28 protein-coding genes are annotated in these 24,578 nt (G+C 30.7%); 25 read left to right on the forward strand and 3 right to left on the reverse strand.

All coding sequences use genetic code 11. The features are described from left to right. Positions 1-39: 39 nt before the first annotated feature. From QNJ52_RS10430 to QNJ52_RS10455, 6 genes are all read left to right on the forward strand, one after another. Entirely contained in the window at positions 40-1,413 is a 1,374-nt protein-coding gene (locus QNJ52_RS10430) for an SEC-C metal-binding domain-containing protein (protein ID WP_283722545.1), read from the forward strand. 496 nt (positions 1,414-1,909) lie between these two features. Further along, positions 1,910-2,476: a recombinase family protein gene (locus QNJ52_RS10435; protein WP_101041043.1), complete on the forward strand. Its 567-nt coding sequence runs from the start codon at positions 1,910-1,912 to the stop codon at positions 2,474-2,476. Positions 2,477-2,489: 13 nt separating this feature from the next. After that, on the forward strand, positions 2,490-3,290 hold the full coding sequence (locus QNJ52_RS10440; protein WP_283722546.1) for a DUF5677 domain-containing protein: 801 nt from the start codon (positions 2,490-2,492) through the stop codon (positions 3,288-3,290). Positions 3,291-3,734: 444 nt separating this feature from the next. Further along, positions 3,735-4,031 carry a hypothetical protein gene (locus QNJ52_RS10445; protein WP_232751418.1) on the forward strand — a complete coding sequence of 99 codons (297 nt, stop codon included), beginning with the start codon at positions 3,735-3,737 and terminating at the stop codon, positions 4,029-4,031. Next, positions 4,009-4,449, forward strand: a complete 441-nt coding sequence (locus QNJ52_RS10450; protein WP_232751419.1) for a YolD-like family protein — start codon at positions 4,009-4,011, stop codon at positions 4,447-4,449. Before QNJ52_RS10445 ends, QNJ52_RS10450 begins: the two co-directional genes overlap by 23 nt. 248 nt (positions 4,450-4,697) lie before the next feature. Then, positions 4,698-4,901: a hypothetical protein gene (locus QNJ52_RS10455; RefSeq protein ID WP_283722547.1), complete on the forward strand. Its 204-nt coding sequence runs from the start codon at positions 4,698-4,700 to the stop codon at positions 4,899-4,901. 348 nt (positions 4,902-5,249) lie between these two features. Here QNJ52_RS10455 and QNJ52_RS10460 read toward each other — a convergent pair whose 3' ends face one another. Beyond that, positions 5,250-6,485 (reverse strand): 2,3-bisphosphoglycerate-independent phosphoglycerate mutase, encoded by a 1,236-nt coding sequence (locus QNJ52_RS10460; RefSeq protein ID WP_101040713.1) that lies wholly within the window; start codon positions 6,483-6,485, stop codon positions 5,250-5,252. 13 nt (positions 6,486-6,498) lie between these two features. After that, complete coding sequence (locus tag QNJ52_RS10465; RefSeq protein WP_283722548.1) at positions 6,499-7,941, reverse strand: SLC13 family permease; 1,443 nt, start codon at positions 7,939-7,941, stop codon at positions 6,499-6,501. A gap of 127 nt (positions 7,942-8,068) precedes the next feature. Here QNJ52_RS10465 and QNJ52_RS10470 point away from each other — a divergent pair, with 127 nt between their 5' ends. From QNJ52_RS10470 to QNJ52_RS10545, 16 genes are all read left to right on the forward strand, one after another. Next, entirely contained in the window at positions 8,069-8,941 is an 873-nt protein-coding gene (locus QNJ52_RS10470) for a LysR family transcriptional regulator (RefSeq protein ID WP_283722550.1), read from the forward strand. Positions 8,942-9,570: 629 nt separating this feature from the next. Next, positions 9,571-10,023: a JAB domain-containing protein gene (locus tag QNJ52_RS10475; RefSeq protein ID WP_012655892.1), complete on the forward strand. Its 453-nt coding sequence runs from the start codon at positions 9,571-9,573 to the stop codon at positions 10,021-10,023. Between the two features lie 72 nt (positions 10,024-10,095). Beyond that, on the forward strand, positions 10,096-10,452 hold the full coding sequence (locus QNJ52_RS10480) for a hypothetical protein (RefSeq protein ID WP_283722551.1): 357 nt from the start codon (positions 10,096-10,098) through the stop codon (positions 10,450-10,452). Positions 10,453-11,034: 582 nt separating this feature from the next. Beyond that, positions 11,035-11,424, forward strand: a complete 390-nt coding sequence (locus tag QNJ52_RS10485) for a hypothetical protein (RefSeq protein WP_283722552.1) — start codon at positions 11,035-11,037, stop codon at positions 11,422-11,424. Beyond that, complete coding sequence (locus tag QNJ52_RS10490) at positions 11,414-11,701, forward strand: hypothetical protein (RefSeq protein ID WP_159372544.1); 288 nt, start codon at positions 11,414-11,416, stop codon at positions 11,699-11,701. Before QNJ52_RS10485 ends, QNJ52_RS10490 begins: the two co-directional genes overlap by 11 nt. Positions 11,702-12,043: 342 nt before the next feature. Continuing rightward, positions 12,044-12,292, forward strand: a complete 249-nt coding sequence (locus QNJ52_RS10495) for a hypothetical protein (protein WP_101040725.1) — start codon at positions 12,044-12,046, stop codon at positions 12,290-12,292. 63 nt (positions 12,293-12,355) lie between these two features. After that, positions 12,356-12,586: a hypothetical protein gene (locus QNJ52_RS10500; protein ID WP_283722553.1), complete on the forward strand. Its 231-nt coding sequence runs from the start codon at positions 12,356-12,358 to the stop codon at positions 12,584-12,586. A 76-nt stretch (positions 12,587-12,662) separates the two neighbouring features. Continuing rightward, positions 12,663-13,478: a ParA family protein gene (locus QNJ52_RS10505; RefSeq protein ID WP_237052239.1), complete on the forward strand. Its 816-nt coding sequence runs from the start codon at positions 12,663-12,665 to the stop codon at positions 13,476-13,478. A gap of 1 nt (position 13,479) precedes the next feature. After that, positions 13,480-13,782 (forward strand): hypothetical protein, encoded by a 303-nt coding sequence (locus QNJ52_RS10510; protein ID WP_133421404.1) that lies wholly within the window; start codon positions 13,480-13,482, stop codon positions 13,780-13,782. Between the two features lie 494 nt (positions 13,783-14,276). Beyond that, the gene (locus QNJ52_RS10515; protein ID WP_283722554.1) at positions 14,277-15,767 is read left to right on the forward strand and encodes a primase C-terminal domain-containing protein; all 1,491 of its coding nucleotides are present in this window, start codon (positions 14,277-14,279) and stop codon (positions 15,765-15,767) included. Between the two features lie 301 nt (positions 15,768-16,068). Further along, positions 16,069-16,548 (forward strand): hypothetical protein, encoded by a 480-nt coding sequence (locus tag QNJ52_RS10520; RefSeq protein WP_159372552.1) that lies wholly within the window; start codon positions 16,069-16,071, stop codon positions 16,546-16,548. Between the two features lie 562 nt (positions 16,549-17,110). Continuing rightward, positions 17,111-17,458: a hypothetical protein gene (locus tag QNJ52_RS10525; protein WP_159372551.1), complete on the forward strand. Its 348-nt coding sequence runs from the start codon at positions 17,111-17,113 to the stop codon at positions 17,456-17,458. Positions 17,459-17,882: 424 nt separating this feature from the next. Then, positions 17,883-18,539: a hypothetical protein gene (locus tag QNJ52_RS10530; RefSeq protein WP_283722556.1), complete on the forward strand. Its 657-nt coding sequence runs from the start codon at positions 17,883-17,885 to the stop codon at positions 18,537-18,539. A gap of 191 nt (positions 18,540-18,730) precedes the next feature. Then, positions 18,731-18,988: a hypothetical protein gene (locus tag QNJ52_RS10535; protein ID WP_283722557.1), complete on the forward strand. Its 258-nt coding sequence runs from the start codon at positions 18,731-18,733 to the stop codon at positions 18,986-18,988. Between the two features lie 25 nt (positions 18,989-19,013). Further along, the gene (locus tag QNJ52_RS10540) at positions 19,014-19,937 is read left to right on the forward strand and encodes a hypothetical protein (protein WP_159372541.1); all 924 of its coding nucleotides are present in this window, start codon (positions 19,014-19,016) and stop codon (positions 19,935-19,937) included. Positions 19,938-19,999: 62 nt separating this feature from the next. Beyond that, a complete protein-coding gene (locus QNJ52_RS10545; protein ID WP_103214524.1) occupies positions 20,000-20,248 on the forward strand; it encodes a hypothetical protein in 249 nt (82 codons plus the stop codon). Here QNJ52_RS10545 and QNJ52_RS10550 read toward each other — a convergent pair. Beyond that, on the reverse strand, positions 20,245-20,805 hold the full coding sequence (locus QNJ52_RS10550) for a hypothetical protein (RefSeq protein WP_283722558.1): 561 nt from the start codon (positions 20,803-20,805) through the stop codon (positions 20,245-20,247). The genes QNJ52_RS10545 and QNJ52_RS10550 overlap by 4 nt on opposite strands. A 209-nt stretch (positions 20,806-21,014) precedes the next feature. Here QNJ52_RS10550 and QNJ52_RS10555 point away from each other — a divergent pair, with 209 nt between their 5' ends. From QNJ52_RS10555 to QNJ52_RS10565, 3 genes are all read left to right on the forward strand, one after another. Beyond that, complete coding sequence (locus tag QNJ52_RS10555; RefSeq protein ID WP_283722560.1) at positions 21,015-23,876, forward strand: isopeptide-forming domain-containing fimbrial protein; 2,862 nt, start codon at positions 21,015-21,017, stop codon at positions 23,874-23,876. A 71-nt stretch (positions 23,877-23,947) separates the two neighbouring features. Further along, positions 23,948-24,211: a hypothetical protein gene (locus tag QNJ52_RS10560; protein ID WP_283722562.1), complete on the forward strand. Its 264-nt coding sequence runs from the start codon at positions 23,948-23,950 to the stop codon at positions 24,209-24,211. Positions 24,212-24,223: 12 nt separating this feature from the next. Continuing rightward, a complete protein-coding gene (locus QNJ52_RS10565) occupies positions 24,224-24,541 on the forward strand; it encodes a TrbC/VirB2 family protein (RefSeq protein ID WP_101040753.1) in 318 nt (105 codons plus the stop codon). Positions 24,542-24,578 lie beyond the last annotated feature (37 nt).

Here is a 24,578-nt window from a genome sequence, read left to right on the forward strand (position 1 = left end):
TAATTAGAGACTGAATATATAATTGAAAGAGGTGACTAAATGGTTGATAACAAATTTATTAAATGTAGCACATGTGAAGAAATAATAAATCTAAGGATACAAATGGGAGAATTTAAAACGCCATTTAATATAAATTGTCCTAAATGTGAGACACATATAAGTGGAGTAGTAAATTTTGATGATTTTAGAATTGATTTGGAAAATGCATCACTAGTTTCAGAATATGAAAACAAAAATAAATGGTGTATAGAATTATCTGCTGAATTTCCTACACGCAAATTTTATAAAAAAACTAGTGCGATTAATCTTACTCCCTATATACAATCTTCAATTCATTTTTCAGATTCTAATTCTGTTCCAAAGGCGATGAAATTTGCACTGTATAATAATAAGGGATATATGATTGAATTGTTAAAATTATATAATCTTTTCTGGAACAAAAAACATGACTATTTATTTACTAAGTTAGAACAATTTTGTAAAGAATATCAACCATATATGTATATTCAAAAAATTAATAATAGAACAGATGCAGCTATGGCTTTACATCAGTTGTTGATAACAACTACTGGTATAAGTTATATTCTCGGTAAAGATGAGTTAAAGAGATATTCAGATCTTGCTAGAGATATAATAGATACTAAAAATAAAGAAGCTATTAAAGAATATATTAATTATATAAAAGAAGATATTGATAAAATAGAAAAACAGGCTTTAAATATAATTAAAGAATTTGGTGATATTTATTACCAATTTATCCCCGTTGCATCTTTGCTTATTGATAATTCTTATGAGAATATTAATCAAGAAAATTATGGAATCACTACTGCAAATTACGAACAATTAACAAATTTGTATGCTAAAAGTTATGAATGGATATTAGATAATATTAACTTAATAATTGGATTAAATAATATTTATCATAGAGGAAATTTTAAAGATTGTATTCAAGATAAAAACTACCAGGAACATGTTGAAAAAATCAGAAGTAAGTATAAAAAAATGGAAATGTTCATTAATTTTGATGAACATTTTAGTCTTCCAATGGATAATATTGATAATATTCAAAGAAACGCAATTCAACATTTTAGTAAGTCTATTGACTATCGTAATCAAATTATCCACTTTGAAGACAATTATGGAGGTAGGACTCGGAATTTAAATATTTCATTAATGGATTTTGCTAAATTATGTATTGAGAATATAAAATTGATTCTATATATATTAGAAATTATATATACTTTTAGGAAAATGGAATTAGTAGAAAATAAAATATATGCAACTACAACAAAAGAGATTAATAAGTTTTTAAATAGTAAGGATCCTGTTAAATCTAATAAAATAGGTAGAAACACATTATGCCCATGTGGTAGCAATATTAAATATAAAAAATGTTGTGGTATAAAAAGTTAGCGTATTTCTATTTACACCTACGAAATGAAATTTAAAAAACTTATAAATCTATGATAGTATAATATTATACTATATTGAATTCAAAAATCACACTGATTATAAAAAAACTCGATAATTATAAATCAATTAGAGTATTAGTATATGAAAACTTAATCAAAGAATTCTTGGATGAATTGGAAAAGTACCATTTAGTAAAATTTAACGATTACATTATAGATATTCGTAGGTTTGCAGATATTAATGAATAATATATTAAAAGTCTTCTAAATAATTTTATTATGAAAGTTCAATAAACGACCGTTATTTATACAATCCAGGAATATAAAAATTTCTGGATATTTTTATATTCATTTTGTATAAAAACTTTGTATAATAATCTATGTATATTATTAAAAAAGTGTTTGAGTTTTTTTACATATCGTAGTCGATTTTAAGCACACTTTAAATGATTTCGTGATAGATAGTCTTTTAAAGACAAAATAAGGAGCGTATAAATATGGCCAAAATTGGATATGCAAGAGTAAGTACTAAGGATCAGTCGTTAGATCATCAGTTAGATGCATTGGAACAGTTCGGATGTGACCGAATATTTTCAGAGAAAGCCAGTGGTAGAAAAATAAATAGAACTGAGCTTGATAATTGTTTAGATTATATGAGAGAAGGAGATATGCTGGTAATCACGAAACTAGACAGACTAGGCAGAACAACCAAACAACTAATCGAACTAGCACAGTATCTAGAAAATGAAGGAATTGAATTATTTATAATAGATAATAATATTAATACCAAAGATGCGATGGGCAAAATGTTTTTTACTATGATGTCAGCTTTTGCAGAATTAGAAGCAAATCTACTAAGTGAAAGGACAAAAAAAGGTTTAGCAGCTGCAAGATCAAGAGGGCGATTGGGCGGCCGACCATCTATTTCGGAAGAGAAAAAAGATTTAATTATAAGATTATATAATAGTAAAGACTATACTGGGGAAGAAATAGCAAGAATGGCTGGTGTGAGTAGAGGCACAATTTATAATATTATAAAAGAAATGAAACACAATGATAAGTAGGAAAGGACAATGTATGAATGAAATAATTGTTAAATGTAAATATCTAAACAAAATTCCTTTACAATTAATAGAAAAAGTTCAACCAAGGGAACTTAGTAGTCAAGATCTCGCATTTATCCAGCTGATTGATTCTTATGCTTCACATTATAAATGTATAGAAGTGTTAATCAAAAATAACACTTATAGTTCAATTAGTATTATTACTAGAGTTTTATTTGAACATTATATATATATTAAATATCTACTAGAAGCTGATACAGAAACAAGAGCAAAAAAATTTTTATTTCATGCTCGATATGAGCGTGGAAAGATATATGAGAATATCTATCTTGATAATGATAGAGGCAGTGAAATAAGGAAAGAATTTAATTTAGATTACGAAAAAATACAAAAATTTGTTAAAGAAACAAACTACATGCAAGAAAAAGAAGAATTTATTATTGAATACAAAAAAATACTACAAAATAAAAGGAACTGGTATAATCATAACGGTAATATAAATAATTTTGCTAAACTATGTGAATACCTAAACGAATCAATATTATATGAAATTCTTTATCAGTCATGGTCTTTAGACGTTCATGTTAGAGGTAATAAGAACTTTAATCTTACAAATATTGACTCCAATAACGCATATTTAGAATTAATAGAATATGATCCAATAGAAACAGATTTAATAATTAAATCTGTACAAAGGTTAACTATAGATATAGTAAGGATGATATATTTAAAATATAAAATGAAAAATGAACTCGCATTATTTAATATAAATCTTAAATATAAAGCTGATGATATAATTAAAAAAAGAAAATGAATAATTCTAACATTATATAAAAATATGTTAGAATTGTATTAACGAATATAACAAATATCATCATGACATCAGAAAACCCCACGTTGGCCGACGTGGGGTTTTGTCTATCCTTTTATCTTAACATAGATGTAGTTTACTGCTAGACCTGTGATAATAAGACAAATCAGTACTGTTAAAACGGATATAACAACTTCAAGCATGACACCAGCACCTCCTTTCCATATGAAAAGTATGGTGCTATACATTAAATTATAAAATTATTAGAATTTTTATTAATATAAATAGAAAGATTATTTAAGTTATAATTCTAAAGTAGATTTTAAGACATTTAACTTACTACGGTCCACAAAAATCAATTTCGAGGCGTTAAAATCGCTTTCTCAGCATTGAAAATGCTTGAAAATAGCGAACGTATGTTCTATAATTAGGCGAAAGAGGTGGTTTATGATGATTAGCCATAAAGACATTATGGAAAAATACGAATGTGTAATAATTGATGAAATAACATTTGAGATTCTAAAAGATTTATATCATGAACGTAAATTTGGACTAGAGGATCTTCAGACTAAGAAGGGACATATCGTAAATATGCTATGCAATTTTGATATATCAGACGAACAAGTTTTAGCTGAAGCTACGATGGTTCCTGTAGGAACTTTATTTGAATCAGATGGATTTGATAGTTCAGATATATCATACTGTATCGTATATAAAGCAGGTGAATCACTTGAAAGCCCATAATCTAAATCCACTGCATCCAAAAGTCCCGGTTGAGTTAGAGACAGTGACAAATTATAAAGAGATACCAAGAGAATATTTATCCAGGAACATTCCAGAAGGTCGAAAAATGATAAAATGGGCCCCATTTGCAACGATGCCACAACAATTCGAAGACATAAGAAAACAAATTGAACAACAAACTAAAGAGTTTATGCCTGATTTATCTCAGGAACAAATAGACGATATCAACAATAAACTAAATCATTACAGTAATAAGCCATCAGCATGTTTTATATATTACTATGAAGATGAAAAAATTCATTTACTTCAGACAGTTATAAATAAATTAGATGAATATAATATGAGGGTAAATGTCTTTCTAGTCGTGCAGCAAGAGTTTAAAGATTTAGAATTTAATAAGATTATAGAGATTATATAAATTTGGTTATTAAGTCGAATTTTTAAATCTATAAGTCAATGAAAGATATGATACGACAAATATCGGCTGCTATCGGAACTGCAATATTTATTACGATAATGAATTTGTCAGTACAATCGGGATTTCAAATGAATATTACTTATATAAGTATGTTCTTATTTTCATTATTTGGATTAGTTTTATCTTTACGCTATCCTCAAAGTGAAAATCAGTCTAATGGATTTCTGGTGCACTAAGTATATTCTAGTATGTTAATTATATTAGTTTTAGGAGGCAATAGACTGCATAAACATATTGTAAATGGATACGTAGCAAAAGACATTCTTAAAAGTAGTTTACTGAAAGTGAAAAATGAAAGGGCGATGGTTCAGCAATTTAAAGAAGGATTCAACCTATCTCCGAGTATGATGAAAATCGCAGTATACTTTGAATTAATCGGTTCAATCTTCTAGATGTTATCAGTATTTAATAAAAAGTTTTCAAAAATCGGCGCAATGTATAACCACTTAAAAGTAGGTCATGGAGTAAAATCATTAAGTGCTACAAGCAAGTACTTTGGTTTAAACATAATTACATTATTTGGATCATTTGAAAATAATGTTTGTCGTTGTATATTTAAAGGTTGCAATAAAAATAAAAAAATTGAATAATACTACTTCTAATAAGTATTAATATGATTATAAAGTATAATTGTAACAGTATATAAAAATATGTCATGATTATATTAGTGAGTATAACAATATTATCATGACATCAGAACCCTCCACGTTGAAAAACGTGGAGGGTGTCTACTTATTGTATCAATTACCTAACTTTACAGTTTTTTCAATATAATCTAATAGGAGTGATATGAATTCATTGCCGGTTAATGTGCTTAGTCCACCAGTAGCGCAAGCAATTTCATCGAATGTTGTAACGTGATCGGTTCGAATTCCAGAACCATGAATCAACACAGGTACAGCTTCTCCACTATGTTCTCTTCTAGCACAAGGTGTTGAATGGTCTGCTGCTAATGCAATATACACTTGTTCTCGTGTTTTCTTGTGTATATCATGTACTAATGTATCAAAAAGTTCAATTGCTTTTGCTTTTTGATGTGGTTGATTATCATGCCCTTGTATATCTGGTGCTTTTATATGTACATATACAACATCATTTTCTTTTAATGCATCGATTGCTAGTTGTGCCTTTTCTTTTATATTCGTATCCATATTCCCTGTCAATGACGACTTTGTAATAGGTGTCAGTCCAGACATTCGCCCAATGCCAAGTACAGTGCTCTCACCAGCGATAATAGCCCCTTTAAAATTTAATTGTTCGGTAAAAGGTTTCAGGTTTGTCATCTTACCTGCACCTCTTGTAATAATAAAGTTTGCTGGTAATAAATTATTATTTTGTCTTTCTATATTTACTGGATGTACCTTTAATGTTTGATAAATTTTCTCTAGCAAAATGTTTAAAATTCTTGCCGTTTTCATTGCTTCTTTAGAGTTATCTAGTGGTTTTGCTTCGTGAAATGGATGACCATCATTTGGTGCATGAGGATCTGTATCACTGACTTGCTCACTTAAACCTTCACCTCTTAAAATGAGCACAGCACGATGTTCTGTTGCTGCTTTAAATAAAACGGTAACATCTTCAATATGCATGTTATGAATGGCTTGCTCTAAAAGTTTAGTACCTTCACGAATACGTCCTGCGCGTCTATCTAATATAACATTATTGTCTATACGTGTAGAAAAATTACATCGAAATGCGATATCACCTTCTTGTAGGTCCATGCCTTCTCCGGCAGCTTCAATCGGACCTCTACCAGGATATACTGATGGATGGTTTCCAAATAAAACTAAATGCCCCATATCTGTACCTACTGGAATACCTGGACCTATCGGATACATCATGCCTGTGACGCCTTCTTTTGCGAGTTGATCAAGGTAAGGTGTTTTTGCAAATTGTAATGGTGTTTTGTTTTGTAATGCATTGATTGGACGGTCACCAAGTCCATCGGCGATTGCGATTAATAATTTATTAGCCATGTAATGTCACTCCTTAAATAACAATATTTAACCAACCAAAATATATGATAGATATCATGATTGAACCTACTGTACAACCAATCAATCCGTATTTTAATTCATCTAATACTGAAAAATAACCAGTACCAAAATATAATGTATTGACTTTAGAATGTGGTGGTAATGTGATTGTATAAGCAATACCGTATGAACATGCTAATGCGATTGGAACAGGGTTCATACCAAGTTGTGTTGTTAATGTAATAATTGAAGGAATTAATATTGTTGTTCTTACTGTTTTACTTGTAAAGATTAAATGACTAAAAACAGTAATGAATATAAGAATGACTGCAACAAGTGCATGGTTAAATTGATCTAAATGCATTGCTTTTACTAAATGATTAATTAAATAACTTGCACCTTCAGAATCATTTAATGCATTACCAACGGCATACGCACCTGCAGAGAAAATCATTAAATCCCATTTAATATTTGCTTCTTTCCATTTTAGGACACCAATGCGGGGTAAGAAACATAATAGCATGGCAAGGACTGCAGTTTGTTCAGTAGTGATTTCAAAGCCAAACCATTGCTTTTGATAATCCCCAGTACCCCATAAAATTAATGTAATAAAAAAGATGAATGCAGCTTTCTTTTCTTCTATACTCATTGAACCGAGTGTTTCTAGTTGTTTCTTGAAAATATCTCTAATTTTATCTGCTTTTTCACCACTAGGTAATTCTGATTCAAAGTTATACAATTTAAGACCAATTAAAAACATAATGATTGCTGAAAATACTGCTTGTGGTAATGAACCTAACAACCAATCCATATACCCTAATTTTGCATGTGTTTGTTGATTGATAAAACCAATGGCAATTACTTGAGCAGAAGTTGCGGTTAAAACCATTGTTGTAGAAAGTGCATTATTAACAACGCCCTGAAGCATCATAAATTTACCAAACTTACTTTCTCCAGGTGTAGCATTATATACTTCAAGCAATACAAGTAATATTGGAACAAGTAAAGATGCACGTGCAGTTGTTGATGGTACGAAGAACGCTAATATAAAGTTAATGATGATTAATACTGCTAAAGTGTTTCTAGGCGTTTTCCCATATTTCGTAATCAATTTTAAAGCAATACGTTTACCAAGATTTGTTTCACTCATCGCGGAAGTCAATACAAATGCAGCAATCATCAACCAAATAATATCAAATCCTAAAGTACCAAAAGCGACTTCTTGATCTTCTACAGCACCTGTTAAAGGGAGTAATAAGATAGCGATAATAGAGGTTAAATAAATAGGAATAGGTTTTGAAATCCACATGATTAGCGAGAATACGAATATCGCTAAACTTTTTTGTGCTTGTGGTGACATACCTTGTGGTGTAGGCATAAAGAATAAAAGGATAAGTGCAATAACGGCAATAATTAAACCTATTTTTTCATTTTTGCTCATTTTTTTGTCATTCATAATTGTCCGTCCTTTCTATTTGTTATCGATAACTTACTTAAAGCGTAATATAATAGCATATATAGAGCAATTCAACTTAAAATCAAAGATATTCCAAATTGGAATAATAATTGAGGTGATGTTTCGTATGCAAATTAATAAGTTAAGAAGTTTCATAAAAGTAGCAGAGCATCATAACTTTTCTCAAGCTGCAGAAAGTTTATTTTTAAATCAATCTACAATTTCAAAGCATGTGGATTATGTTGAAAAACATGTAAATAAACAGCTGTTTGAAAGAAAACAAAAGGGCACCGAACTGACGGATGAGGGGGAACTATTTTATAAATATGCAAAAGAAATTGTTATTTTGTATGATCAAGCAATCGAAACACTAGGTCAAAAAGAAGCACAACAAACTACAAAAGTTGTTATTGGGGCAACCCCTTTGTATGGAGAAAGATTATTACCAAAGTTAATCAATGATATTTATCAAAGAAATAATAAACTAAAGATTAAATTAATTATAGGCAGCTCAAGTGAAATTATGAGCAAGTTATCAGCAGATCAAATTGATATTGCTTTTGTATCTAACTACATCAAGATAGATGCCCACTATTTTATAAAAAAAGTCATATATAAAGATCAATTACAACTCGTGGCGCCAAAAGCATATTGGCCACAATCACCTGTTGCATTAAATGAGTTAAAGAAAGAAACATTTATTATAAAATCAGAGCACTCATCTTTATATCACTTTATTTTAAAAGAACTAAAACAAATTCAAAGCACTTTTGAATTTGAAGATATACTAGAAATAGGGTCCCAAAAAAGTATTTTAGAAAGTGTTAAATATGGACAAGGTGTGTCGATAGTTTCGGAGTTACTGATAGAAACACTAGATAGCATAGTAGTTTTTGAATTAGACAAAATTTCTTTATCTAGACAAGTTCTGTGTGTATATAAAAAGTCAAGAAGTAATCAATTATCTCATATAACAAAATCTTTTAACTTCGTTATATGAGATAATTCTTAGTTAAAAAACGTAGAAGATCTTTATTGAAATAGTTTAAGAAAATAGTTATATAGTTAGAAGTCTTAAATATTTCAAATTATGGAACAAACACTAGCGTGTTTGGAATTGTGCAGATTTATCATTCTACAATCTATCAGAACAGTATCACTGTCAGCTGAAGCAGACGTTCTACTAACAGAAGATTGCAAGGGATCACTCCGTTCAACAAGTTGCCCTTGCAATCTTCTGCTGTTCTGCAGTGATTGTCTAATGAAATCTAAATCTGCACAATCTTAACTGATTGAGTAACGATTGATGAATCAATCGTTGTAAAGGCATTGAAGGAACTTATCTGAAGATAAGTTCCTTTTTAATTAAGGTTTTTTCAAACACTCACGTGCTTTTACCGAATTTATATAATTTTTAACTACTTAGACTAGCACCGAAGCTTCACTACCAGTTAAAGATCCAACTGGTGTTCAACTAGAAAAAGTAATACAAGGGTAAACGCTGCAATTCCACTACGTTCCATTGCCCTTGTATTATTTTTCGGTCAGTGCTATTTCTAATCCGTAAAAATTAAATACATAAATTCAAAAGCACAAGTTCGTGTATTTGAAAAAAAGGAGTAGATTAGTATGAATTTTGACAAAACAAATTATATTTATGAGATTAAGGATGTGAAACAGTATTACAGAAAAACACGTGATGAACGCATTAAAGTGAAAAGTCCTGACAATGTGGCAGACTTCTGTAAAAAGTTGATTGGCAACTCAGTAAGAGAAAAGTTTTTGTTAGTAGGTTTAAATACAAAAAACGAAATTACTTTTGTCTATACAGTATTTATCGGAACAATAAATATGTCGCCTATACATCCAAGAGAAGTTTTCCAGGTAGCAATTTTAAATTCATGTGCAAGTATTATTTTAGCACATTGTCATCCATCTGATGACCCAACACCAAGCAGTGAAGATAGAGAGGCAACCAAACGTTTTGAAGAATGTGGAGAACTATTAGGAATACCTGTATTAGACCATATTATTGTTACAGAAAGTAGTTATTTTAGTTTTAGAGAAAACAATCTATTTTAGCATAAAACATAAAGAATATAATATAAAACATATTATATTCTTTATGCAAAATTAAAAAAGGTGGGGTATATAATGGGATTAGATATGTATATTGTAAAAGAAGAAGATGGCAGATTAGATGAAATAGCATATTTTAGAAAGTTCAATGCATTACATGGTTATTTTGATGAAAGATATTATCTAGGTAATCCTGGCAGAGTTAAACTTGATAATTATATGGTAGAAGATGTATACGATAGATTGATAAAAATAATAGAGGTACCTGAAAAAGCTAGTAATTTGTTACCAACTTACATGGGACCATTTTTTGGTGGTTATGATTATGATGATATATATTATCATTATATAGCAGAAGCATTTGAGACATTTCATAAATTAAAACAGATAGATGTTGATAAGGAAAACTACTATTATATGGCAGATTATTAAAGTAAGCCGACAAAGCCCAGGGGGCTTCTGTCGGCTTACAGTGCAAGGAACAAACACTAGCGTGTTTGGAATTGTGCAGATTTATCATTCTACAATCTAGCAGAACAGTATCACTGTCAGCTAAAGCAGACGTTCTACTAACAGAAGATTGCAAGGGATCACTCCGTTCAACAAGTTGCCCTTGCAATCTTCTGCTGTTCTGCAGTGATTGTCTAATGAAATCTAAATCTGCACAATCTTAACTGATTGAGTAACGATTGATGAATCAATCGTTGTAAAGGCATTGAAGGAACTTATCTGAAGATAAGTTCCTTTTTAATTAAGGTTTTTTCAAACACTCACGTGCTTTTACCGAATTTATATAATTTTTAACTACTTAGACTAGCACCGAAGTTTCACTACCAGTTAAAGATCCAACTGGTGTTCAACTAGAAAAAGTAATACAAGGGTAAACGCTGCAATTCCGCTACGCTCCATTGCCCTTGTATTATTTTTCAGTCAATGCTATTTCTAATCCGTAAAAATTAAATACATAAATTCAAAAGCACAAGTTCGTGTATTTGAAAAAAGGAGAGATTAGTGATGTTTGAATTGAAAGCTACAGAGAGTATCGCAAAACCCGAATTAACAGAGTTTCAACAGAAATTTGTACAGTATTTGTTAAAATACAAGTTAAATAATGCAGTAGAAAAAGGTAAATCGCACTTTGTATTATTTTCAACAACTTCTCTTAATATCGAAAATACAGTTACGTGGGATTTTGGTAAAGGATTCTTTGCTGATGGATACTTAAACGAAAACACAAAGCGTTTTGGTGAATCATTAAAATCTAAACCAATATATGTACCCAATTTAATTGCGATATTGCGTCACGATTTGGAGCCATTAGGATATAAGGTGATATGGAAAGATACCTGGATATATAACATAGGTGAAATTATCGTGAGTTGGGAGGTATTCAATGAAAGTTAGTTCTGAATTTGGTAAGTCTATTATCGATAATTATAAAGAGCCATCTCGAAATGTATCTCATCAAGACAGATATTATTATTTAGATGAAAAAGAATATGTAGCTATTGATAACCGTTCAGGAGAATGTTTTGTAGAAGTGTTTTCTAGTGAAATACAAGCACTAGCTTATACACATACGGATTATAGCTATGAAACAATTGAAAGTGCCTATGAACAGATAGGAGTTAAAACATATAAAAATTTAATTAATGCGTGTGCAGTCATTGAAAATTATTGACTGCATCACGCCACTAATATAAGAAAAGCGTTTATATTAGTGGCGTGATAAGTGCATGGAATAAATCTCGCATAAGCTCACTCGATTTATTGATTAAATTAAAGATTAAAACACAAATTGCATTTATATATTTATATAATTTTTTAGTTTTCAGACTAACAATAAAGTTTCACTATCAGCTGAAGCTAATGTTCAACTAGCCTAATGATGCAAGGGATCACTACGTTCAACAAGTTGCCCTTGCATCATCAGTACCTTACTGTTATTTCTGAACTATAAAAATTAATAACATAAATATATAACTGCACAAGTTCGTGTATTTGAAAAAAGGAGCGTACCACAATGACAAAAATTAGTTTAAAGAATTTAAGAAAAGAGATACCCCAAGAGATGATTCCAGGAAATTTTGTGAGAGGGAAAGAAATCGTGTTCACTTATCTGATAGTTAGTGAAATTGAAGGTGAATACTATGTATATACTTATGAGAAAGGACAAGGATATACGCATAAATCATGTACACCTCCGTTTGAAACATTAAAAGACGCTTTAGTTGAATATCAGATGAAGGAGCTTCAGCTTAAAGGATGGTAGTGTATTGTTATGAAGTAAATAATATAGATAGATATCCCTTATCTATTGACTGGATGTGAAAAAATGAGATTAATTTTTTTTGGAATAATGATGGTTCTAAGTATATTAGCATTTATAACGATTGGTCCTTCAGGTGTTCTAGGTATATTAATAATAGGTGTGATGGTTATATTATTGCCAGGTGTCATCGTAGCTGCATTAAGATTGATATGGTTATTGTTTTCAGGATGCTTAGTGTGGATCGTAGTATTTATTATATTCATTGTACTTTTACGCACATTTATGATGTTTTAAAATATGTTTTATGTTTAATAAATTATGTTTTATATTTTATGCTTTATGCTATAATAAAATCAAGTAACTATAAGGAGTGATAGTATTGGGTAAAGTAATTAGCATCAATAACTTTAAAGGTGGTGTCAGTAAGACTTCAACAGCATGTTTACTCGCTTATGTCTTATCTGAAAAAAGAAATAAAAAAGTATTAGTCGTTGATTTTGATCCCCAGGCAGATGCAACAGAACTTCTACTTAGAACATTCAGAAAAGATATGTTAGAGGATGTTGCTGGTTTAGAGAAATTATCTATTTATAAAGGTATCACTGAAACAAATAGAAAAGCAATCACTATTAAATTGAGTGATAATATGGATCTGATTCCAGCAGATTTTAACCTGGTAGGCTTACCATATCATTTAATTCAGCTAGATAGCTATCAGAAGGTAAAAATTCTAGATGAATTTTTAAAAGGTGTTAGAAAAGAGTATGATTTAATCATTATCGATACACCACCAACAATTTCAGATTTTAGCAATAATGCTATTTACGCATGTGACTATTCATTAATTGTGATGCAGACACACAGAAGATCGTTCAGAGCGGTTGATAAGTTTGCAGAGCACTTAGTAAAATTCAGAGATGCTTATAAAAATAAATTTGAAATTCTAGGAATTGTACCTGTTATGTTCTCAAAGCAGACAAAAACAGATATGACGACATTAGAAGACGCGACTGCTACATATAAGGAACATGTTTTTGAACATATCATCAAACATATGGAACGCGTGAAGTACTGGGATGAATATGGCATTACTGAAGAAGATCACTGGGACAGAAAGACGATTCAAGAATATGAGAATCTTACAGACGAATTCTTAGAACGTTTAGAAAAAATGGAGGCCAAATAATATGAGTTTATTAGATGATTTAAAGAATAACAAGGAACATTTAAGAGAGAATCCACTCGCAAACAGAGAGATGCAGATAAAAAAGATTGCAGCTACTTCTATTAAAGTAACTGGAGATACACATGCAAAACTTACGGCATTAGATCAAATCTATGTAGATATGAATAAAGCAGAGCTTGTAGATTTCGCATTATCGAAGCTTGCAGACAAGCTAAAAGGTGAAGATAAGGAAACATACGAAAAAGTTTATGAAAACAGCATAGACCAGAAGATAGATTCAGCTCGTAGAAAAGGCTTATTCTAGAGGGTTTCAAAGAATATAAACATAAAATATTATTTATGTTTTATGTTTTATGCTAATAAAAATTAACGTTTTACAACGCTTGTATATTTGTGTATTCTAAATATAAGCAATATAACAACTTCATAGCGATTGAAACAATTTTCTTCTTATAGCTTCTTGGGCCTGGGAATCCAGGAAGAAATCTAAAGTTTGCTTGGTAACCAAACTTTAGACCATAAGAAAAAGAGAGGATTTTGGGAATCCTCTCTTTATCGAAAATAGTGTTCAATAGTCAGCCTGCCCAAAAACAAAAAACAAGCAAACTATTTATAATTAATTTTGTTAACTTTATTATATAATTGTTTGGGCAGACTGACAAGATGTTTGCACAAATTTTATAGGGATTAGTGTATTTTCTTTGACCTACCCTGATTTATGCTACCGTCTTTTCCTCTGGAATATTGATCATATGTTTCTTTCATGACAATATTCGAGGAAAGGATAGGTAGCTTTTTATGTATGTAGAAAAACTGAATATGCTAGAGATCTTTGAGAAGATGACGAATGGGGGACTATCTGTAAAGCGTCCTAAAGGGTCAAAGTTCGCATTCAGTGAACCTGTTTCTGTCTTCAGACCTGGAAAAGTGATTGGTATCAATACAAAGTCCGGTCTGAAAGGGGCAAAAGGCTTAATCATCGGCTCAGTAGAGGCATTAGTAGATAATCATAAGACGTTTACTCATATTACGCCAAATGTATTTCGTTCAGCGAAATATATTGGTGATGATAAGGTAATAGGTCATAGAGAAGATAACTTAAAACAGATAAATGCATTTGTAATTGATATTGATGGGATTGATAAAAACAAGGTAAAACGTACGGATATCGTATTCAGAGGGATGGAAGCAGGTTTACAGCCAACAATCATTCTAGATACGCCTAACGGTTACCAGGTACAGTATTATCTTAAAAACCCAATCTTTATTAAAAAGAATGATAATAAAGCAGTAAAGATGGCAAAGAGAATCAGCATGAACCTCAGAGAACACTACAGACAGGTGTTTGAAGAAGTTGACATGGCATGTAATCACTTTGGATTCTTCAGATGCCCAAAAGAGGAAAATATTTTGTCATACAGCCCGAACTCAATTCATTCATTAGACCAATTTATTGAGTTCTCTATGGAGTTTGAAAAATTAAATATCGAGAGTAGAAAATTGACTAAAGATACAGCAAAGGTCTATGATTTCACATCTCTAAGAAGCATTCATGAACCATGGTTCCACATGCTTATTAACTGTACCCACATTAAGGGTAGTAACGGACAAATCGGACGTGACAATGCAATATTTACTATGAGCCTTCAACTCTATGCTGGAAAAGTTGAAAAAGAGGAGGCTCTGTTAATGATGCAGAAATTTAACAGTAATCTTGAAGAACCATTAGACGAAAATATTGTTGTACAGAAAGTAAACAGCGCTTATTCAGGGCAATATAAAGGTGCTAAAAAGCAATTTATTGACCTATTATTGTATACTTGGTGCGAAATTACAGACAATGACAAGAACAATTACTTCTTCAGACACCATGCAAAACCAAGAGAAGAGCGTGAAAGATCCCATTGGTATGAGTGGGAAGGGGATATGATTCGTTTTATCAATGAGAATGCGGAAAAAGGTAAGGTTGTAATGCGTCCTAAAGAGGTTATAAGTGCGTTAAACATACCAAGATCAACGTATTATGATGTCCTGAAGCTAACTAAAACAGTATTAATAGGCAAAGAAGGAAGTAAGGTTGTACTTGCAACAAAAGCATCCCTATACAACTATATTCAGACATTAATCGAACAGAATAAGAACCTGAAGGCTCAATATCGTATGTATTTAACAAAGGTGATGCCTTATTTAAACCTGCAAGAAAAAGAACAGATCATCAGACATTTTACAATCGCCAGTGATGGGTTGAAACACGATGAAATCAACGATTTAGGTGTAAAATTAGAATAAAATACATTTTGTCCGTTGTCCCTTACATAAATATATATTTATATAGACTTGTGTAGTTATATATTATGAAATATATATAAATATTTTCGACTTTATACGAACATTTGTTTGTACGAACATACGTTTGTGTTTTGGGAGCATTTATGTTAATATTGTTAATGTAAAGAAAATAGTTGTATTCCCAGTATATTCTAGTATCATAGTTACCATAAAAAACTTTTTAGAATAAAATTATACATTATGCTATTCATATATATAGCTTATTGGTATAATAGTATTATAACTGATGGAGGAAATGTCCATGAAAAAGAGTGTTATTGGTGGTCTATTAGGATTGTCATTAATATTAACTGCATGTGGATCTAATCAGGAAGGTGATGCTGCATTGAAGGGTAAAACTTTTGAAGCAACACAAGGAGGAGATAATGAATATCTCTTAACTTTCAGAGATGATGGTACATTGCAGGTAAAAGAGAACGGTAACTTAGGTAGAACAGATGAAGGTGAATACAAGGTTTCTGAGGAGAAATCAAAAGATGGTTATTACCATGTTACTTTTGATAAATTAAAAGCAGGATATGTAGATCAGACACCTGATGCAGGATATTGGGCTTTAGATAAGGATAAAGAAGGAAATCTAGTTTTAAGATCAGTTAATACTTATTGCAAAGATGTAACTGATAAAAGTGATGATGATTGTGTAAACTATTTACCGTCAAAAGAAAAGGTAGAATATGATGAATTAGATGATTCAGAAGATGTGTATTTAAAAGAAAAATAAGTTGTGTTATATAAATTTAATTTTATATAAATTTTTTAATTGTGGAAAAACTTTGGTGTATTATGTTGACTTAAAGATAAATGTAACTTATTATCGAATATAACAAAACCTGTTTTTTGACAATTAAAAAGGGGACGGACGGATAAGTGCTCCAACACTTATCTATCCTGATCACCAACAGCTACTGGAAATAGCTATTGGCTTATCCCCTCTAAATCCTGTGCTACAAATATATAGATACCAGCTATATATTTGTTATGCACAGTATCTCAATAATAAACTATAACTGTGTTTTATTCAATACAGTAAATCTGTATTGTATGACGTTCTGTCTACAATTATAGAGTTATAAACCTTACTTCTTTCTTTACGTTGTTAATAAGAAATAGAGGGGAGGGGTTATTAGTTTATGATAAAGATGAATTTAGAGGATAGAGGACTTGCTGATAGCTGAAAATAGCTGTTGGTGGGTCCTCTTTTTTAGTTGTCAAACCAGGCAGCGTTATTCCCATACAGTCAATTAATCATTCCCAAAGTGATTAATAAAAAGGAGTTGTTGATTATGAAAACAGCAAATATTAATACAAGAAAATTTAGATTGATGTATAACTTTAATCATATTGTCGATATTACAGAATTAGAAGAAAACGGTTATATGTTCAGAACTTTTAGTAATGAGGATTATGTAAACGTTGGAAATGGTATTGTGATTAGAAGACATAGAGATAACAACAACTTTTTAAATAATACTGTAAGAATGTTACCACTCGCTGAGTTACTCAGTCAGATCAAGACAGTAAGAAATTTACAAGGTCAGATTATTTATAAGAGACCGAATCGTGATAGACATATTAGAAAAGTGAACTATGTAAGAAAAGATAGATTGAAAATTCATAAGAATCAATTCTAGCAGATTGATTTGTGAATACTTTCAATGTGATGTAGACACAATATAGTACTTTGACAACTAAATAACATGACTCTGTGTTCATTCTTTAACTTCTAAGGATGATGAGCTGGAAACAGCCACATAAAAGCGAAAATGCTAGTGTAGAAGAAGGTCTATAAATTTAGTTACTCATTAGGGTAACAGTTATCGTTTATCTAAAAAGCGTTCATCCTCATATTAGTTTGCCAGGATCTGAAAAGGGAGCAAATCTCGTCATTGCGATAATCAAAAGTAGCGATGTTGATATGTAAGGTTTAGAATTCAAAGCCATAAATTCTATAGAACAGACCTAATAAAGTAAAATAATTTTTTATCATAATGAGACTTATAAGTGTTCACAAATCAATCTGCTAGAAATAACAATAAAAAATCTAAGGGAAAGGAAATGATAATCATGAAAGACATGTATTTAGAAGATATATCTGAAATTAAAAATGCTGTATCAACTTTACTAGATAGATTTGATAATTTATATATTCTTGAAAATGAAACAAATGTAGCGATAGAACTATTAGAAAGATTGAAGTTTAATACATTATCATTAGACGATGTATCAATTACTACAGTAATGTCATTATTTGAAGCTGCAATTAAATATGGATGTGCAGAAAATAAAGGGAACAAATTTAAGTATTTGAATAAAGTGTATTATGGTGAGTTGTCATTAACTTTTTCAGTGACAACAAGTTATATTGTTGTATTAAATGATATAGCTGTTTTAGAGAATGAAATACCTGGTATCAGTGAAGAAATAAAGGAGGATATCAAAGATTATATGGTTGATCATGTAAATAATGCTGGTTTCTTGATACAAAAAGATAGAGATATCATATGTTGTACTGATTATGATATTGATTTGAGTTGTGGGACAAAGTGTAAGGCGACAGATAATACTTATCGTTTTATTAGAGGATTAACGAAGATGCCTGATTCAGAATTATTGTTTAATCTTTTTACGAGTAAGATTATTGTTTATGACATGTTAAATGACAAAATACTAAATGCTAAAAGTAATAATGATTACAGGTTGAGTTATGCATGATAATCATTATAGTGCTTATATTAATCATATTTTACTTGCTATATAAAAATTATCGTCTTCAGGAAAAACTTTTAACGTGTCGATATGAATTAGAAAGAACAATGAATATTATAGATAAAGCAGTAAAAAAGGGATTTAAAATCAATTAATGATTTTAAATCCCTTTTTTTATTAGGAGGTGAATATATGGTATGAAGCTAAATGGAGTTGCAAATATTGATTTGCAAGAACGATTCCAGAGTATAAGGTCAAACAAGATGTTTACTGAAAAAATGGCTGTTAGTATGACTACATGGAATCGTTTTGAAATTGTGATGGTCTGTAGTAGAAGTAGAAAAGATATACATATCGTTGTAGATCAGATGTATAAGAGACATACGTGTCAGCGCAGCGACTATGCGAATTATTTATGGAATACAAGTGGATTTAATAATAAGAAGAAATTATAAATAATAGAAATGGGAGGTGCAGTAAATGAATATCAATAAAGCGAAGTTCATTGATGAAAATACTACATTTTATTTTGATCCACCTTTAGAACGAAGAATGAGACAACTAAATATATCAGATAATGAAGATATTAATAAAATTATAACGCTTTGTCCTCGTTTATATATCAATCATTTAACATTTGACTTGAAGATAAAATCAAGATCAAGTCATTTTGAAATTAAAGTTACTTCTTTAAAAACACAAAAAGAGTGTCTAAGTGCAAATAAGGTTAAAATTATTACGCCTTATCCAAATAAAAGATATTTATGTGTTGGAACATTAATTAATCGTAAAGTAAAAGAAGGTATATCATTTGTACCAGATGATGAAGATTTTTCACCATATGATGACTTTATTAATAGAATTAACTGCAAAGAATTTAATGTTATAGAAAGAAGCAAATCTTCATTATATGATAATATTTTTGTTTCTAAAAAAGATGATGATGATAGAAAGAATAGGGTTGATGATTATAATAAAGAATTAAAAGAAAAATATGAAATAGCTCGATATAAAATAACAGAGTGCTGGAAACTTAAAGGTAGATATGAACAATATGATGAATTAGTATCAAATGGGTTAGAAATTAATTATTTTATTTATGTACTTAGATATAAAAGAGAATATATACAAAATTTTATTTCCAGTAAACCTATTTTAGAAGTAGCAACAGCAAGTGATTCATATCAATCAAATGTTAAAAATACAATTTTGGGTCATGTTTATCAAGATAAACTAACAACAAGTGTAAACATATATGATGATGAAGTTATGATTCAAGAGATGATTCTAATACCAATTAATCATAATGATTTAGAGTTTTTTAATTATGAAGAACAGATATACAAGGTTAATCATCGTGAACTTAGTCATAAGCTTATAAGTATGGTACCAATATTTGAATAAAAAGCCCTTAGGATAATTATTATAGATTCTAAGGGCTATTACTATTGAAAGGAGTGGTGGTATTGGAAAATATCAACGAAAAAACAAATGATGCAATAAAATATGAAAGTATCAATAGATATAATATATTAACCAGGACAGAAGAAGATAAAAATATGAAAATAGCTGTCTCGTTTGGAGAAGATAATAATTTTTGGTTTAAAAATATATCTAAAGATAAAGTGACTAAAAAAACAAGTGATTCACTAATTTTAATTGATGATGAAACACAATTATTTTACGAACTGGAAAGACCGGTTAATTTTAATTAGAAATCAAATTTAAAATCTTTCTTATCAAATATATTATCTGTAAATACAGCAGTACATCGTCTTGATTTTAAATAATTAGTAGCTGAACTACCTAATATATCTAAACATTTTGCTTCTTGTTTAGAAGACATGTTAGTTCTTCGGTGTGTTTTGTAGTAAATATAGTTATCTTTGTTTCTAACTGTAGAATTAGTTTCAGCTAATATATTTCGTTTATTACTTATATATAATTGTTCTTGTAAGATATATTCTTTTAATCGTTCATAAAAAGGGTCAAATGATCTACTATTACCAATACCTTCAATTAATAACATAGCATGGGAAAGCATATCAGGATTCCATTGTTTATTAATATAAATGTCACCATTTGAGTACTGTCTATATATAATGTCTTTCATTATTCTTGCGTCAGGCATGTTGCAAATAATCGCAAAAAAAGGATTATTTTTATATGTAGAAAGGCATATTCTTATTGCATAACCATTAAAAGTAAAATTGCCCATATAATAATTTTCATCTAATTTTTCAAAGTATTTATATACATCTGTATAGAGCATAAATGTTACCACCAATTAAATATTTTATTCCATTATACCCCAATTACAAATGTAACTGTAATTGGGGTTTTATTAATAAATACGAAAGGAGTAGCTAATATGAATTCCCCGCGAGCACCAACTGAATAACTGTTTTAAGGGACATAGCCATTAGGTAACGGAAATTACTTGATGGCTTTTTTATTATTTAAATTAGAGGAGAATATAGAATGAATAAAAATTTAGTAAGCAAGAAAAACAAGACATTAAAGGTACTTCTAGCAACAGGTGTTATCGCATCACCATTATTAGTATCACATCAGGTAGATGCAGCTGAAGTAACTGTGAAAGATGGAGAATTACGCGCTGTAGAAAATAACTTTTTAATTATTCCTGATGCTGGTAAAGAGATTAAACCGATAGTCACAGTTACAGGCGTAACGCCAAAATCAGTGACTAAACCGACAAATAATGAATATCAGACGGGGGACTACTATATGGAAAAGAATGAGAACTTTGACTCTCATACTTTCCGTCGATTCCAAGATGGGTTTGGCGGAACAAGCATTAGACTAGACCAAGAAACCTCAGAAAAAGCCGTCATTACAGTGCTCTATAAACAACAGGCAACATATAAAGGTGAGCCTGTTGATGTGAAGATGACATTCTCCAATATTAAGGGTGAAACTAATCCTTCTGCAGGAGAAATGAAAGACGTGGGATTTATGATTTCAGATAATATGTTCTCCGGATATTATTATTTGAATGTTAGAGATTTCGACGTTAATGTCGAATTCATTAAAAAAGATGGGACAAAAGTTGCATTCAACAATGATGCATATTTCACATTTAACTCATTGAACTATTATGAGGGCAATCCTAATGTTACAAGCCTGTATAAAAACGAATCAAGTGAATACGTTGGATATAAGAATCAAGATCCTTCATCAGATACTTACTTAACGGCAGATACCAATGTTAAATCTATGACTGTTGATGGAAAGAAAGTATATGGTGGTACTTTTGGTGAATTTACGGATAAGTTAGGTGGAGAAACATTTAAACGAAATACTGTATCATTCCAGGTTAAAGGAGATTCACTAGATTTCGCAGTTGGTACGACAAATCGCTATGGTGCATGGAATTCTATTAGTTCATCCACACTATTTGACGTAGCCCCTAAGAAGCCGTATAAAACTGTAACTGATTCAGATGAGATAAATAAAACAATGAATACGTTTGAAACAGGTGAGGTATTAACGTTCAAAGTAAACCAGCCAACACAAACATTGGGTGTGGACGCATTACAACGTTATAGTCAGTTTGCGATTGTAGATAATCTGCCTAAAAATACTACCTATGTTGAAGGTTCAGCACGATTACTAGATAGCACTGGCAAAGCTGTAAGCGTACCACCGACATCATTCACATATTCAAAAGATACGCATACATTGATGTTCAATGGTGATGCAGAATTTCTAAAAACGATGAATATGGATGGTAAGAACTACACACTAGAATTTAAAGCGAAACCTATTGATGGATTAAAAGAGGGAGATGTAGTTGATAATGTCGCAAAATCAATTATCAATAAAGTCGAATATCCAACGAATCATACGGTATCTAAAACACATATCCCTACAGTAAGCACTGTTAAAAAGATGGTAGACGGGAAAGTGCCAGTGAATGGTGGAGTGCCTACAGTCGAGGAAGGAACTGCATTTAACTATTTTGTCGATTACACAATCACAGATAGTAAATTAAATGATAAGTTAGTCCTAACTGACGACCTAGAAGATGTACTTGATGCAAAAGCCGTTAAGGTTTTAGACGAAAAAGGAACAGATATTACATCTAAAGGAACTGTTAATGTTGATGATGCAAAAGAATTAATTACATGGACTGCAAAAACACCTTCTGAATTTTCTGGACAAAAGTTAAAGATGCAGGTGACAGCAGTATTAAAAACAAAAGCAGATTTAACGCCTTACACAAAAGACGGAAAAATTGAAATTCCAAACGTTGGAAAATTAACAACTAAAGAAGGTATTAAGTCATCTAATCCTGTTGTCGTCAAACCTATACTTAAATACACATTGGGTGATCAAGTGTGGAATGATGTTAATAAGGATGGAAAACAAGATACTACTGAAAAGGGTATCCCGGGCGCAAAGGTAGAAGTTAAAGATAAAGATGGTAAAGTTATTGCGACAACAACTACTGACAAAGATGGTAAATATATCGTCAAAGGTTTACCAGCAGGTGATTATACAGTAGATTTCACACCACCAAAGGAATATACACCAGTAGACAAAACAAAGTTAATGCAAACAATCAAATTAGATAAGGATAATATGGATGCCGATTTAGGATTATTCATTCCTACACCACCACCTGCACCGAAAGATCCAACTAAAACAGTAGTTGATAAATCTGTATTAGATGCTAACGAAAAAGAAGTGGATGCTACAGAAGTTAAAACAGTAACAGATTACAAGTATCACGTGAGTACCACGGTTACAGATAAAAAAGACATCAAATCTTTAGAGATTCAAGATGACTTGGAAGATGTATTAGAAGCAAAATCAGCGAAAGTACTTGATAAGGATGGTAAGGATATTACAGCTAAAGGAACACTAACAATAGATGAAGAGAAAGAAATTATCTCATGGAAAGCAAAAGAACCAGCAAAATATTCTGGTCAAAAGTTATTACTCGAAGTTGTAGCACAAGTTAAGAAAGATGCAAATTTATCTAAATACACAGATAAAGATGGAAATATCATTATCCCAAATACAGCGAATGTAATTGTAGATGGAACAACGACACCATCAGATAAAGTAGAAGTTACTGTACCTAAAGTCGAAGAGCCGACCACTGAAGCACCAACGACAGAAAAACCTGAATCAGTAGTTGTCCCAACGACAACTGAAAAACCTTCGGTAGAAAAGATTGAAAAACCACAAACTCAAAGTATCTTACCTCATACAGGTAGTAAGTCATTAGACTTTTTACTATATGCAGGTGCAGCAATCTCCTTATTTGGAGCAGTAGGATACTTCGTGTATCGTAAAAAATTTAGCGAAGAATAATAAGAAATAATCAAGATCAGTACTTTTGTACTGGTCTTTTTTATATAAATTTATAGAAAGGAGATAAGACATTGAACTTAAGTACACAAGAGGTTAAAGCAATTGTAGAAAATGCAGGTTTAGACTTTAATCAGTTTAAACAAGACTGTACAAATGAATTACAGCTCGATTTCTTGAACAAAGGTAAAGTTTTTAAAGAAATTGAAAAAGATTATCAATCACAGAAAGCTTTAGAGCTCGTATTGAAAATCGCGACGGACAAAAAAAGCAATAAATATACTATGGAAAAAACAGATGTATTAGAGCAAAAAGATGATCAAACAAAAAACAATTAAAGGAGCAATAAGATGAATACAATATTAGATTTGAATTTACTAACATTATTAACAGTGTTAGGAGACTTCGATTTTAGTCATTTATTTATGTACAACGATGCTGTACAAAATATTATCGGAGGATTAAAAAAGCTATCAAATGCATTGAAATTAATCGGTATTGCATTAGGGGCAATTGGTGTCGCAATGGCAGGTTACCAGTTTATCTGGGGTGGTGCTAACGGTAGTCAACAAGGAAAGCAATATCTGTTAAACACTGCGATTGGTGTCGTTTTAATCGTAGCTGCTACATCAATTATAGACTGGATCACAACTAATGTAACATTCTAATGAAAAGAGAGGATTTCCTCTCTTTTATTACTTTTCA

This window comes from Macrococcus sp. S115 (genome assembly GCF_030067655.1).
Taxonomy (GTDB): domain Bacteria; phylum Bacillota; class Bacilli; order Staphylococcales; family Staphylococcaceae; genus Macrococcoides; species Macrococcoides psychrotolerans.